At 34.6% G+C, this 13,674-nt stretch carries 15 protein-coding genes; 6 read left to right on the top strand and 9 right to left on the bottom strand.

Annotated features, from left to right (window positions below):
* Positions 1-25 precede the first annotated feature (25 nt).
* Positions 26-655: a GTP diphosphokinase gene (gene yjbM / locus J2Z40_RS08605; protein ID WP_066392858.1), complete on the bottom strand. Its 630-nt coding sequence runs from the start codon at positions 653-655 to the stop codon at positions 26-28.
* 82 nt (positions 656-737) lie between these two features.
* Positions 738-1,109, bottom strand: a complete 372-nt coding sequence (locus J2Z40_RS08600; RefSeq protein ID WP_066392856.1) for a UPF0738 family protein — start codon at positions 1,107-1,109, stop codon at positions 738-740.
* A 123-nt stretch (positions 1,110-1,232) separates the two neighbouring features.
* On the opposite strand from J2Z40_RS08600, the gene J2Z40_RS08595 reads away from it, so the two are divergent.
* The 5 genes from J2Z40_RS08595 (at position 1,233) to J2Z40_RS08575 (ending at position 4,556) form a co-directional block, all read left to right on the top strand.
* Positions 1,233-1,823, top strand: a complete 591-nt coding sequence (locus tag J2Z40_RS08595) for a CYTH domain-containing protein (RefSeq protein WP_066392853.1) — start codon at positions 1,233-1,235, stop codon at positions 1,821-1,823.
* 14 nt (positions 1,824-1,837) lie between these two features.
* Positions 1,838-2,461, top strand: coding sequence for a lytic transglycosylase domain-containing protein (locus J2Z40_RS08590; protein WP_066392850.1), 624 nt, complete (start codon positions 1,838-1,840; stop codon positions 2,459-2,461).
* A gap of 158 nt (positions 2,462-2,619) precedes the next feature.
* Positions 2,620-3,027 (top strand): globin domain-containing protein, encoded by a 408-nt coding sequence (locus tag J2Z40_RS08585; RefSeq protein ID WP_066392847.1) that lies wholly within the window; start codon positions 2,620-2,622, stop codon positions 3,025-3,027.
* Complete coding sequence (locus tag J2Z40_RS08580) at positions 3,024-3,902, top strand: DsbA family protein (RefSeq protein ID WP_066392845.1); 879 nt, start codon at positions 3,024-3,026, stop codon at positions 3,900-3,902. Before J2Z40_RS08585 ends, J2Z40_RS08580 begins: the two co-directional genes overlap by 4 nt.
* Before the next feature lie 480 nt (positions 3,903-4,382).
* A complete protein-coding gene (locus tag J2Z40_RS08575; protein WP_157087807.1) occupies positions 4,383-4,556 on the top strand; it encodes a hypothetical protein in 174 nt (57 codons plus the stop codon).
* Positions 4,557-4,617: 61 nt separating this feature from the next.
* On the opposite strand, the gene pepF is transcribed toward J2Z40_RS08575, so the two are convergent.
* The 6 genes from pepF to J2Z40_RS08545 form a co-directional block, all read right to left on the bottom strand.
* The gene (gene pepF / locus J2Z40_RS08570; RefSeq protein ID WP_066392841.1) at positions 4,618-6,432 is read right to left on the bottom strand and encodes an oligoendopeptidase F; all 1,815 of its coding nucleotides are present in this window, start codon (positions 6,430-6,432) and stop codon (positions 4,618-4,620) included.
* A gap of 82 nt (positions 6,433-6,514) precedes the next feature.
* A complete protein-coding gene (locus tag J2Z40_RS08565; protein ID WP_066399159.1) occupies positions 6,515-7,714 on the bottom strand; it encodes a competence protein CoiA in 1,200 nt (399 codons plus the stop codon).
* 253 nt (positions 7,715-7,967) lie between these two features.
* Positions 7,968-9,485, bottom strand: coding sequence for a cardiolipin synthase (gene cls, locus J2Z40_RS08560; protein WP_066392837.1), 1,518 nt, complete (start codon positions 9,483-9,485; stop codon positions 7,968-7,970).
* A 265-nt stretch (positions 9,486-9,750) separates the two neighbouring features.
* A complete protein-coding gene (gene mecA / locus J2Z40_RS08555; protein WP_066392835.1) occupies positions 9,751-10,416 on the bottom strand; it encodes an adaptor protein MecA in 666 nt (221 codons plus the stop codon).
* 335 nt (positions 10,417-10,751) lie between these two features.
* The gene (spxA, locus tag J2Z40_RS08550; RefSeq protein WP_066392833.1) at positions 10,752-11,147 is read right to left on the bottom strand and encodes a transcriptional regulator SpxA; all 396 of its coding nucleotides are present in this window, start codon (positions 11,145-11,147) and stop codon (positions 10,752-10,754) included.
* Between the two features lie 369 nt (positions 11,148-11,516).
* On the bottom strand, positions 11,517-12,092 hold the full coding sequence (locus J2Z40_RS08545; protein ID WP_066392831.1) for a GNAT family N-acetyltransferase: 576 nt from the start codon (positions 12,090-12,092) through the stop codon (positions 11,517-11,519).
* Between the two features lie 308 nt (positions 12,093-12,400).
* On the opposite strand from J2Z40_RS08545, the gene J2Z40_RS08540 reads away from it, so the two are divergent.
* The gene (locus J2Z40_RS08540) at positions 12,401-12,589 is read left to right on the top strand and encodes a hypothetical protein (protein ID WP_066392830.1); all 189 of its coding nucleotides are present in this window, start codon (positions 12,401-12,403) and stop codon (positions 12,587-12,589) included.
* A 148-nt stretch (positions 12,590-12,737) separates the two neighbouring features.
* Here the strand turns inward: J2Z40_RS08540 and J2Z40_RS08535 are convergent, their stop codons facing one another.
* Complete coding sequence (locus J2Z40_RS08535; protein WP_066392828.1) at positions 12,738-13,673, bottom strand: ABC transporter ATP-binding protein; 936 nt, start codon at positions 13,671-13,673, stop codon at positions 12,738-12,740.
* Position 13,674 lies beyond the last annotated feature (1 nt).

Raw genomic sequence — 13,674 nt, 5'->3', positions numbered from 1 at the left:
TCCTCTATCATATTTATAACAATCGCTATTTGTCCTGCTGCTCTTTTTTCTTTGTGAAAAAAGCTTGGGCTTCCTGAATTTCTCCCCGTATCAGGGACATTTCTTCATCCAGCCTGAATGCCGCCTCCGCTGCACGTTGCAGCCTCATTTGAATATCTTCCGGAAACTGCCCTTTATATTTATAGTTTAATGAATGTTCGATTGTAGCCCAAAAGTTCATTGCTAGTGTACGAATTTGAATTTCAACTAAGATTTTCTTTTCTCCATCTATTGTCTGGACAGGGTAACATATAACCATATGATAAGATCGATACCCACTTACTTTTTTGTGAGAAATATAATCCCTTTCTTCAACAATTTCAAAGTCATTCCGATTTCTTAGTAGTCTGACAACCCTTTTAATGTCATCAACAAATTGACACATCATCCTTAAACCAGCAATATCCTGCATTTCAGTTTCTAATTTGTCTAATGGGATACCCTTTTGGTTCGCTTTATCTAATATACTAGCGATCGGCTTAACCCTTCCCGTAACAAATTCAATCGGGGAGTGAGAAGATGCCTGTTCGAATTGCTTTCTCATTCCTTTTAGCTTCACTTTTAATTCTTCTACTGCTTGCTTATATGGTGCCAAAAATTGATCCCAATGCTTCATTTGTAAAATAACACCACCTCATCCAATTTTACATTACTAAGTTGCCTATTCAGATATGTCAGGCTTGTGGATGTGATTGATTTTATAAAAATATACTTTCCACTTTTGTAACCATTTCTTCTCCATAATTGCTATTCCCTTTTATATTCTCAATTAAGTAACTTAATTCCTCGTGCAAGCCAGGAAGAAGCAGCCGCTCTGTTTGATTGCTAATATAAACAGGAGCGTTCGTTTCATTCGCTTTTTTTAATTCATTCCATATAGATATCGGCATTGCTATGTATGTATAATCCTCTTTGTTATCAACCACATAAATGAATGATAAATTTACTGAATCCACAAGCATTTGCTCCATCGGATTCAGATCTGATATTTTGAAAGAATCCTCCGACTGTAACATTAATTCATTTTCATTATTTATTTTAGCCTGTGTTATTTTTATAGTCTTTTTCAATTTTATCTACCTCCAAACTCTTTTATTATTCTATCATATGACATCAAATAATCTAAAAAAAAATTGCCGCAAAGTGTAAAGTTGCGATAATATATCCATGGATGACAGAAAGGATGAATATTCATGTCACAGAATATTGAAATTGAATTTAAAAATATGATTACAAAACAAGAATTTGAAAAAGTTAAGCAATTTTTCGCTATAAAAGAGATTGATTTTTTCACACAGGAAAATCATTATTTCGATACACCTGATTTTGCATTAAAAGAACAAGGGTCTGCGTTAAGAATAAGAAAAAAAGCTGACCAATATGAGCTCACATTAAAACAGCCTCATCCAGATGGGTTATTAGAAACGAATGAGAATCTCGATGCAGAAACCGCAAACCAAATATTCGCTAATGGACATATTAATAATGAGAAAATATTGTCAATCTTAACCAATATGAGCATCGACCCTAAAAGAATACGATACTTTGGCTCACTGACAACAAAAAGAGCTGAAATTGCCTTTCAAGAGGGCTTGCTCGTATTGGACAATAGTTACTATTTAACTATTGAAGATTTTGAGATAGAATATGAAGTAAGCAATAGAGAAAAGGGCGAGGCTATTTTTCTCGCACTGCTTGAAAAATTATCTATTCCTATTCGACAAACAGAAAATAAAATTAAACGATTTTATTTTGAAAAATATAAACAAGATTATAGTGAATAAAGGAGATCTCCTACATGAAAGTCGAACAATTGAAGGTCATGCTTGAATTACAGGCATTAAAGAATTTCAACAGCACTGAAACAAATACTGAAAGTCAATCTTTCTTTCAGGAAATGCTTACTGAGTTCATTTCAGAGCAAGGTCTCTCCGTTTCAGATAATTTATCTAATCAGTCTGGGACCGTTGCTTCATTAGAGGCTTATTTGAACACACCTGTCACATCCCTGCCGCCTATCAATTTAACAAAGCTTTCAAAATCAAATCAAAGCTTTGATGAAATCATCAAAACTGCAGCAGAACGATACAATATACCAGAAAAGCTTCTTCAATCAGTAATCAAACAAGAATCTAACTTTAATCCAAATGCTGTCAGTCATGCTGGGGCATCTGGACTTATGCAGCTTATGCCCGAGACCGCCAAAGGACTTGGTGTCAAAAATGTCTTTGATCCACAAGATAATATTTTTGGCGGAGCAAAATATTTACGCCAAATGCTTAGTAAATACAACGAAAACATTGAATTAGCTTTAGCGGCTTACAATGCAGGTCCGGGAAATGTTGATAAATATAATGGTATTCCTCCATTTAAAGAGACACAAAATTATGTGCAAAAAATAAAAAATACTTATTTTGCTTAAAAAACATTTAAAAACCGTTGAATTGTGCGCAATTAACGGTTTTTTCTTTGCCTGTAAGCTATTTATTTGAGATATAAAACACTCATTGATAAAATATAAGTAATTCAACAGATATTTCGCTATTATTTTTTCGCATTTCATGAAGAAGGAGCATTAATATGGCCGAGAAAGTGCATACACCGTTCGATGCGGTAGGTGAAGAACGACTTCACCAACTTGTTGAAGCTTTTTACACCCGTGTTGGGCAACATCCAGATCTCGTTCCCATTTTCCCAAATGATCTATCGGAAACTGCAAGAAAGCAAAAACAATTTCTAACACAATATTTAGGAGGACCCCCATTATATACATCTGAACATGGACATCCAATGCTGCGGGCCAGACATTTGCCTTTTGAAATAACAGAAACTAGAGCCAAGGCATGGCTGTCATGCATGAAAGAAGCAATGGATGAAATCGGACTTGACGGAGACATTCGTGAAGATTTTTATGCGAGACTTTTTTTAACTGCTCAGCATATGATTAACACATCTGAAAATGTAGAGATGAAAGGTGAGAACTTGTGAGCAATCAGGAATCATTCGAATTAAAGTCGACATTTCCTCATTGTCATGGCAGTGAGAAAAAGCCACTTGAATTGTACATGTTCATTGACCCTCTTTGCCCAGAATGTTGGGCAATTGAACCAATTATAAAAAAACTTACGATTGAATATGGTCGTTACTTCTCCATCAAACAAGTAATAAGCGGCACGATTGAAACATTAAATATTGCAAGAAAACAAAATTACGAAAGCATTGCTGAACTTTGGGAGAAAACAGGTAGTCGGTCCGGAATGTCCTGTGACGGGGATCTATGGCTAGAAAATCCAATCTCCTCCCCTCATCTAGCATCTATTGCGATTAAAGCAGCAGAGCTTCAAGGAAGAAAATCAGGCATTCGATTTCTACGAAAGTTACAGGAGCTTTTGTTTTTAGAAAAGCAAAATGTTTCAAACATAGAAGTATTAAAAAAATGCGCAAAAAGTGCTGAACTTGACGTGGAAGAGTTTATTTCCGACATTCATTCTGAAAGTACAACTCGCGCTTTACAATGTGATTTAAAAATCACGACAGAAATGGAAGTTCAGGAAATTCCAACTCTCGTCTTTTTTAATGAAAATATTGAAGATGAGGGGATAAAGATTACTGGCAACTATCCTTATGAGGTATATGAACAAATTATTGAGGAAATGTTAATGAAAAAACCCGAGCGATCAGCTCTCCCATCTCTTGAGGTCTTTTTACAATATTTTAAATTTGTTGCCTCACAGGAAATCGCTGTTGTCTATAACTTGACAGTTAATGAAGTAGAAAGAGAAATGAAAAAGCTTCAGCTAAAACAAATTGTTGAACAAATCCCTGTGAAATACGGGATTTTTTGGAAGTATAATAAGAACTAAGCCTGCCTTTATAACTTACATTTATTTAATAATAAAAGAACAATAATGGAAGCGCCTTAATCATAGCTATATGAACTAAATGTCTGCCCTTTCGATAAAGAAAATACGGTTTGCGGGAAACTATCGTGCATGTGGGGAGCAGTCATGGTGTTTGATAATAGATAGGCGCTCCTTCTATAAGAACAGCACCTATCCTCATACGAATGTATAATTTCCAAATAGATGAAAAAGACCATGCATACGGTTCATGGTCTTTTTCTATATACTATCGAACAAAGGGGATGGGAGAAATTTATCACGGCCCAAACAAAGGGGTTAATGTTTGTATGTGATCAACTTCATGACTTTACTTTAACATAGAATTATTTTAGTAACAATCAGTTTGTGTGTTTCTTCACAATATTGTCAAATCCATAGAATAATAATAGGACAACCGCATAAAATGGTATGAATATGATTATTTATTTGGAGGAAAAAAAGGTGAATAAACGATCCGTCACGATTATGCTTCTTTTTATCCTATTCTCTTTTGTCTTAAATATTTTTGGTCTTATGAAATTATTTCCAATTTATATTAGCTCCCCTATTTTATTTTTATCTGTATTAATTTTTATTGCCTGCATGAATGATCGAAAAAAATTTAAAGGTTTCTAGAAAGTTTGTACAAAAAGCCTGTGGAACATTCATTCGAGCGAACCCACAGGCTTTGCTTTCTTTAACGAAGCAGATTTTCCATTTCAGTCAATTTCTCTTCAAATACTTTACATGCATCCTCGATTGGTTTTGAACTTGTCATATCCACTCCAGCTTTCTTCAATACTTCAATTGGGTAATCAGAGCTTCCAGCTTTCAAGAATTCTAAGTAACGGTCAACTGCCGGCTTTCCTTCTTGTAAAATTTGATTGCTTAATGCTGTTGCTGCACTATATCCTGTTGCATATTGATATACATAATAATTGTAATAAAAATGTGGAATTCGTGACCATTCCAAACCAATTTCTTCATCGATCACAAGATCTTCTTCACCAAAGTATTTTTTATTCAATTCATAATAATCCTTTGTTAATGCATCAGCTGTTAAGGCTTCATTATTTTGTACTTTCTGATGAATCAGATGTTCAAATTCCGCAAACATCGTTTGACGGAAAACAGTTCCTCTGAATCCTTCTAAATAATGATTTAATAGGAATAATCGTTTCTTATCATCATCAATTGTATTTAATAAATAATCATTCAATAATGCTTCATTACATGTTGATGCCACCTCAGCAACGAAAATCGAATAGTTTCCGTAAGGATATGGTTGTGTTTTTCGCGTATAGTAGCTGTGAACTGAATGACCGAATTCATGTGCAAGTGTAAAAAGATTATTCACATTATCCTGCCAGTTCATTAAAATATAAGGATTAGTTCCATAGGAGCCAGAAGAATATGCCCCACTGCGCTTGCCCTTATTCTCATGCACATCCACCCAACGATTATCGAAGCCTTCCTTTAATACATTGAGATAATCTTCCCCAAGGGGTGCTAATCCCTTAAGGATTAAATCTTTTGCTTCTTCATATTTCACCTCCATTTTCACATCTTTAACTAACGGTGTATATAAATCATACATATGAAGCTCTTTCACACCGAGTACCTTTTTGCGAAGCTTCACATAACGATGTAATAAATGAAGATTATTATTAATTGTTTGAACTAAGTTTTCGTATACAGATTCAGGAATATTATTTGCTGCTAATGCCGAATGACGAGCAGATTGGTAATTTCGAATCTTCGCATTGAAATGATCGACCTTCACATTTCCACTCAATGTACTTGCAAATGTATTGCGGAACTTTCCATACGTTTCATAAACAGCTTTAAATGCATCATGTCTGACACGCTGATCATCACTTTCTAAAAATCGGATATAGCGGCCATGCGTGATTTCTACTTCTTTGCCGTTTTCATCTTTAATCGATGGGAATTCAAGATCTGCATTATTAAGCATGCCGAATGTATTACTCGAAGCGCCTAATACTTCAGACGCTTGGGCTAATAATGCCTCTGCTTCTGCACTTAATACATGTGGGCGCTGAAGATTAATTTCAGCTAATGCCTGCTTGTATACTCTCAGACCTTCTAATTCATCCAAAAAGCTATTAATCTTCTCCTCATCAATTGCAAGTAGCTCTGGAACGATATAGGCTAAAGCGCTTCCCGCCTGGGAATATAAATTTTTAATTCGATCATCCATCCCTTGATAGAAGGAATTGGTTGTATCTTGGTCATAGCGCATATGAGCATATGTATAAAGCTTCGAAAGCCGCTCTAATAAATGATCCTGGATTTGTAGTGCTTCATACAATGTCTCCGCACGATCACCTAATTCCCCCTGAAACTTGCCAACATTTGGGATTATATCTTGTACTTCTTTGTATTCCTTATCCCAAGCTTCATCATTTGCAAAAATATCTTCTAATTTCCATGTATCCTCTAACGGTATCTCACTTCGATTTGGAAGTTTTGATATTGTTTCATTTGTCATTTTTTCAGCCTCCATTTTTCTATTCAAATGCAAAAAATACCCTACTTCAATACTTCGATCTTACTAATAAAATTCCCTTCTTTTATTGTTTGTCATATAGGCAATCAATAATCCTATTGCCATACTTTCGATAAAAATTCTCCTCCAATCTATCCTGTTGAAGCTGATTTTCAGCGAATGATCTCGTTTTTGTCAGCTTGTATTGCCCCTTGCCAATACGCTCTAAAAATTCAACATGAACGAGTAATTGAATATAATCGCTCAATGCATCATAAACATTGCTATCTGATTCAAGCGGGAGCTTTCTAAGCTTAATATCCCGATTTTTCACCCTTTTATTAAATGAAAGATGAATATGCCGCATTGAAAACTGGTTCATCTTATTGAAGACATCGATGAATAAGTAACTTTGCCATTGAATGATCGGTGTTTCTATATATGGTGCATGAAGGACTGGTATACCTATTTCAACTGGGAGTAAAGACGGAATGAGGGAATGCTTGTATAATTCAAGTAGGAATTTATTTTGTGGTGATTGAAAAAGAGGCTGAATATTTTTTGCCTTTCTAATTTCATCTCGCCAAGCGACGATATTTAATCGATTGGAACCGTGTGGATCAAGCAGATTGGATAATGTAGCTTCCTTTAAATTTATGATGGAGAACTGTGTAAGAATATTCCTTATCGTTAATGGGAGAATATCATGCATCGTAATGAGGGTATTGCCAATTGGACAAAATGCAAGGATTGTCCACTTTTGTCGCGCAGATTTTGAAAGAAATAAAAAGTCGAAGCTAGACAAAGATGCCTTATGATTTCCCTTTCGCTGAATACTTTTGCCTGCCATAAGCCAAATCGGAACAATGCCTGCTTGAATATAGTTATTTGAACGTTTAATAAATAGTTCCTCCGGTATAACTGAGCATTGATATTCAATCGCATACTGTCGATTTCGATACTGAAAGCTAATATCTGGCCGTTGTGCAATTTCTTTAAAGTATGGTTCAAGTATTGGGGATACACCTTGTAACTTCAACCATTCATACAGGCGTATTTTCCCTTTTAAATGATACTCTGATTCCCTTTCATAACTTTCCGTGCAGACGGATCCTTTTTTATGGGCAAAATGAGTGATTTTTTTTGTACCTATTTTTAAAATCACTTGTTCCCCGCATTCTGGACAATAAAAGGACTCTTTTCTTCTTAGCTTTTCTAAAAATTCTCGATCATACATTTTTGCTAAACTTAATATTTCTCCATGCGTTGTTTTTGATACAAGCAAATGATCATCTCCTTTCATTATTAGCATATATTCGACAAAGAAAAAGAAACTCCTGTCGAACGATAAAGACATTTTTACGAAAGGCTGTTTTCGCAAACATTGATAAGTTGGTAAAGGTTGATTTCCGAGTACATGTGCTCCAATCAGCCGACTTAGTTCGTCAAACGGTTTATTCAAAAGCAACAATCTTTTTAGAATAGACCCTTTATAAAAATGCCTATAAAAAACCTAGTCCTGTTATATGGACTAGGTTTTACAAAAATGGTGACAACAGTCTTGATGTTGATTCAATAATTCGGAAACCGATATGTCTTTTCTTAAATTTATTTATTTCTAATCTTCTAGCAGACTTTAAATCATCTAAATAGCCTGTTACAAGCTTCTGAGTGCTTCCCGTCCGGTATAAAAAGGCATTTACCTCAAAGTTCAAATGGAAGCTCCTCATATCCATATTTGATGTACCAATGGATGCGAGTTCCTCATCAACGATAACAATTTTACTATGCATAAAACCTTTTTTATATTCATAAATTTTCACACCGGCTTCAAGCAATTCTGGAAAATAGGATCTTGAGGCATAGAATACAATTTTCTTATCTGGATTTTGAGGCATTAGGAGTCGAACATCAATCCCACTTAGTGCTGCTATTTTTAAGGCAGAAAAGATATCCTCATCTGGAATGAAATAAGGAGAAGCAATCCATACCGATCTCTCAGCTGAATTTATCATTGAGAAAAAGATATTTTTAATCGTGCTCCACTCATTATCAGGACCACCGGCAATCAATTGAACTCCTCCATGAATATTTTCCTCTAAATCTGGAGAAAGATAATCTGCTGAAGATATTTGAACATTAGTCATATAATACCAATCCTGTAAAAAGATTAGCTGCAAACTTCTGACAGCCTCTCCTTTCATCATTAGATGAGTATCACGCCAGAAACCAAAGTTTTCATCTCGGCCTAAATATTCATCCCCAATATTCAGACCACCGACAAATCCAGTGCTTCCATCAACAACAATAATTTTACGATGATTTCGGAAATTTATTTTGCTATTTAGAAAGGGGAGTTTAACTGGCCCAAATGGAATGATTTCAATCCCTGCTAACCTAAGTTCCATTATATACTTTTTTGATAACTGCCAAGAACCAACAGCATCATAGAGGAAGCGGATTTTCACCCCTTCTTTCGCCTTTTCAATAAGAATTTCCTTTATTTCTTGACCGATTTTATCATGGCGGACAATATAATATTCCATATGAATATGGTGAGTCGCACTTCTTAATGTATTCAATATTTCTTGAAAGGTTTCCTCTCCATTAGTTAAAACCTTCGTTTGTGTAGCAAATGAAATAGGGCTATGCCCCAAATTCTGTGCTAAGTAAAAGAGCTTTCTCTGATGATCACCCATTTTATTCATTTTCTGTTCATTGATTGGGTCAATATCGCCCTCAATTCGTAAAAATTGTTGTTTATCTAATATATACTTGCGTCTAAACATCTTCTCTTTCTTATAATTTCGACCAAATAACAGATAAAAAATAAAGCCAACTAAAGGAAAACTTCCTAAAACAACTAACCAAGTTAGTGTCTGTGCAGGATGGCGATTCTCGAGGAAAATAACAAAGGCAATAAAAATAACGGACATTGACATTAAAATACTAACATAGCCTAGGTATCCACCATTCGGATGAATGAAATAATCATATACAAAAATCATGCCAACTAATAGGATGATAAATAAGCTAATTCTAACTGTGTTTTTCATCTTTTGCACCTACCAAAATTCATAAAAAAGCAGCAAGCCTCGTTCATCTCCGACAAGCACAAGACGCTGCCTCACTGCAAGCTGTCCTATACCAACCTTTTAGAGGTGGAGCTTGTGCCCTCGATTGATGAGGCAACATTTATACTCGTGCGATCCATACGCTATCGTAGTGTTCGTTGTGGAGCTAGACAATTTTCAAACGTAAAAGCTTTATTTTCTTATCTCATGAAAAAAGCCAATTTCAAATCGAAATCGGCCTTTCTAACTAAAAGTACTTTCTTAACTGTTCAAACACTTCACCATCAATAATTAAATGGCCATATTCTTCGATACGATGAATGGTTTTCTGTGTTTCTATTCCATATTCCAATAAAATAGATAATAAATTATCAATATCTTCTTCTTCAAATTCATCTTCAGGGAATTCTACGAATAAATAATATTTCCCCTCGAAAGAATAGAGCTTTGTTGGAATAGAATCTAACCCTCCGCGTTTAGCAAGAGAAATGACATCTTCAAAGTCAGCAAAAGTTAAAAGAAAATCAAGATTTTCATCAAGATCCAGCTCATCCACATCTAAATTTGGATTGAAATGCTGATCAAGTAAATCTTCAATTCGTTCATCAACTGGAATGGCATGATTGATCTTGTCCTCTGATACAGGCAGTTCCAGTTTTTGCCCATCTTTAGACAGCTGTGCTTTCGTCACTAGAATCTCTAAACCTTTATCTAAAGCTTGTACTTGAATCCATAGAGGACCCTCAACAGTAAATTCCTCTTCTTCATGAACTTCATCCATCATTTCCCAAAAAAGTTCTTCACTTCGTTCGCGATTATACCAAATCTCGTCACGCTCAAATCCTCTTTCTTCTATATCAACATATGAAATATAAAACTTTACTGTATGATCATTTATACGTTCGATTTCCACTTTGCAACGCTCCCTTCTGGAAATGGTTATGCCTCAAATTCGGAAGAAGCACTTGAAGGGAATATACCCCCATATTTACATTCAGTATTCCTTTTCGAAATACGGTTGATCCCCTTTATAAAGAAGGTAATGGTTATTGCACCTTGTACATTTATTTTATGATAAAAAGAGAATAAAGGGAATGAAAATGTCACAACTTTAAAAAAACCATTAGATGCCCATTTGAGTTTATTGTATTTTATCAAAGTTTATTCTCTTTCACAAATTTAATTACTTCTAATATTAAAAAGACCCTCTGTCCGAAGAAAGAAGGCCTCCATATCAAGTCTATTTTTTTAGTTAACTAAGCGCTGTGCTTCACGAAGCTGATACGTACGAACTTTTCTTGGAAGAAAACGTCTAATCTCATCTTCGTTATAGCCAACTTGTAATCTTTTTTCATCTAGAATAATTGGACGGCGAAGTAATCCTGGATTATCCTTAATTAACTCAAACAATTTTTGCAATGGCATTGCTTCTAAGTTTACATCTAGTTTTTGAAAGATTTTCGAACGTGTAGAAATAATTTCATCCGTTCCATCTTCAGTCATGCGAAGAATTTCTTTGATTTCTTCAATTGATAGCGGCTCTGAAAAAATGTTTCTTTCCTTATAAGCGATATCATTTTCTTCCAGCCATGATTTTGCTTTCCTGCATGATGTACAACTTGGTGAAGTGTATAATGTGACCATTTTACAAATTCACTCCTTTAATATTGACGTATAAACACTATATATTGAATTTGGTTTGTTAATTAATGAACATACGAGCTAATCTTAATTACAATTACTTTAAATTAGTAATTGTACTAATAAGTATACACTAAGAACACTCATTTTGATATAAGAATTTAGGATTAATTGAAATTCTTTCTCAACAATCAATGCCACTGTTCATTTTTTATTCACCTATCATATTAGACGGATGAAACAATAAAAAGTTTCATTTTTTTTCGTTTTTTTTCATGTTACATAATATTCACAAAGTGAAATCACTACTATTCCTGCTATTATCCCTATTCAATAATACAGCAATACATTAGGATTAGTCGCACTCATCCATTAAATTTCATCTAATATATCTTCCTTTTCATTGTCTTTTTCATAAGTTAACACTTCTTCGACAGGCTGATAGGATTCACCATAAAAATGAGTATCACGATACGTATGTATCATTTCATAAGTCTTTTGCATGGAATCAAATACTAATTCTTCACTTTCATTATTAGGAGCCCAATATAAAATTTCCATTTTATTCACTTCATTTGTTGCAAGGGATCTTCTTCTATAACCAATGGAAGTTGCATGCTCAAATCCCTCTCGTTTGTAAAAGTGAAGTCGCTTTTCAGTATCTGTATCTTCATAATCTACAGGTTCAACTTCTAAAATAATTGGCTTACCTTTTTGTTTTAGTTTCTCAATTAATTTATGACCTAATCCTTGCCCTCGAGATTCTTTTGAAACATATAAGTAATCAATAAAGACAAAATTATCAAGTTCAGCATACATGAGTACGTGATATTGTCCTTCATCCTTGTGATACATTTCAGGCCGATCTTTAAGTAAGGTTTCCATATGCTCTTTTGATTTCATTTCTTCTATTGGGAAATACTGATTTAACTTTTCATACCAATTCATTGCATATCTCTCCTTATTTACATTAGCTCCTCTAAAGAGTTGCTTTCTTTGAATCAAATTTTTGAACGAATGCGGTTGACCTGCTAGGTCAGCTGATTAGAACGAAAATCTGCCTTTGCCAATTATGTGCTTAATAGCAACATAGTTTGCGAAAACAGTATTTGCATTACACTAACTTAACATACGAAAAATTCAAAATCAAATGCACGAATTATTAATTTACCCCTTTTAATACGGTCTAACATCTAATACAATAAAGAGAGGGAATCTTACATAATGTAAAATTTTCAAAAGGGGATGTGAGTTAGATGGGTGGATATATTTTAGATTTAGTTATTGTTGCTCTCATTATTATTGGGTTAACTGCAACAATTGGTGTACTTACTAACGGAATTGGCAATCGCTTCTTTGGTGGAAAGAAGAGAACTGAATTTGTAGATTTATCCAACAAAATGCAAGTTGGCTGGAAAACAGTTGGCGGCAATAAGAAAGATTAATTATTATATAAGATAATGTATACGTATATGCCTGCCTCATCATCTTGATGGCAGCTATTCACTATTAAAGTGGCTACAGTTAGTCGAGACAAGCTGTAAACGTCACTCTTTGTACAAAAAAAACGATCTCATTCAAGAGATCGTTTTTTTATTTGATATATTGTGCTTTATATTGCTTTTCTTCCTTCTCTGAACAATAAACGAAGTGACCTGGAGCAATTTCACGCATTTCAAGCTTTTCATTGTCACCATAATTATGGGATTTCGGATCATATGACTTACGTTTACGTGTACGTTCTGTTTCTGGATCTGGCAACGGAATGGCAGATAATAATGACTGTGTATACGGATGCATCGGATTATTGTATAAGTCATCTGCAGTTGCAAGCTCAACTAATTTTCCGAAATACATTACGCCAATACGGTCGCTTATATATTTTACCATTGAAAGATCATGGGCAATAAATAAATAAGTTAAACCTTTTTCACGCTGCAGCTTTTTCATCAAGTTAACAACTTGTGCCTGAATAGATACATCAAGCGCAGAAATTGGCTCATCGGCAATGATGAAATCAGGATCAACAGCTAATGCACGAGCAATTCCAATACGCTGTCTTTGTCCACCAGAGAATTCATGAGGATAACGGTTAGCATGTTCTTTATTCAAACCAACTGTTTCTAACAACGCATAAACCTTTTCCATACGTTCCTTTTTATCCTTTGCTAACCCATGTATATCAATGCCTTCAGCAATAATATCCGATACAGTCATTCTTGGATTAAGTGATGCATATGGATCTTGGAAAATCATTTGCATTTTGCGATTGAATTTTTTTAATTCTTTCGCCGACTTTTTGCCATGTACATCTTCGCCATTGAAGAGAACTTGGCCATCTGTCGCATCATAAAGTCTAATAATCGATCTTCCTGTTGTTGATTTTCCACAACCAGATTCACCAACAAGTCCAAGTGTTTCGCCTCGATAAATATCAAAAGAAACACCATCGACTGCTTTTACCATATTAGGCTTCCCAATATTAAAATGCTGCTTTAAATTTTTGATTTCTAATAATTTATCAGTCATG

The organism is Cytobacillus eiseniae (assembly GCF_017874625.1).
Classification (GTDB): Bacteria; Bacillota; Bacilli; order Bacillales; family Cytobacillaceae; genus Cytobacillus; species Cytobacillus eiseniae.
Note: the sequence above shows the minus strand (reverse complement) of the source record. Positions and strands in the feature narration are given on the sequence as shown.

What these genes read in the sequence shown, in the direction of transcription:
- J2Z40_RS08585 (WP_066392847.1), top strand. Translation starts at nt 2,620, where the DNA reads ATGGCCGAGAAAGTGCATACACCGTTCGATGCGGTAGGTGAAGAACGA.
- J2Z40_RS08540 (WP_066392830.1), top strand. Translation starts at nt 12,401, where the DNA reads ATGGGTGGATATATTTTAGATTTAGTTATTGTTGCTCTCATTATTATT.
- J2Z40_RS08595 (WP_066392853.1), top strand. Translation starts at nt 1,233, where the DNA reads ATGTCACAGAATATTGAAATTGAATTTAAAAATATGATTACAAAACAA.
- cls (WP_066392837.1), bottom strand. Translation starts at nt 9,485, where the DNA reads ATGAAAAACACAGTTAGAATTAGCTTATTTATCATCCTATTAGTTGGC.
- J2Z40_RS08535 (WP_066392828.1), bottom strand. Translation starts at nt 13,673, where the DNA reads ATGACTGATAAATTATTAGAAATCAAAAATTTAAAGCAGCATTTTAAT.
- spxA (WP_066392833.1), bottom strand. Translation starts at nt 11,147, where the DNA reads ATGGTCACATTATACACTTCACCAAGTTGTACATCATGCAGGAAAGCA.
- pepF (WP_066392841.1), bottom strand. Translation starts at nt 6,432, where the DNA reads ATGACAAATGAAACAATATCAAAACTTCCAAATCGAAGTGAGATACCG.
- yjbM (WP_066392858.1), bottom strand. Translation starts at nt 655, where the DNA reads ATGAAGCATTGGGATCAATTTTTGGCACCATATAAGCAAGCAGTAGAA.
- J2Z40_RS08545 (WP_066392831.1), bottom strand. Translation starts at nt 12,092, where the DNA reads ATGAATTGGTATGAAAAGTTAAATCAGTATTTCCCAATAGAAGAAATG.
- J2Z40_RS08590 (WP_066392850.1), top strand. Translation starts at nt 1,838, where the DNA reads ATGAAAGTCGAACAATTGAAGGTCATGCTTGAATTACAGGCATTAAAG.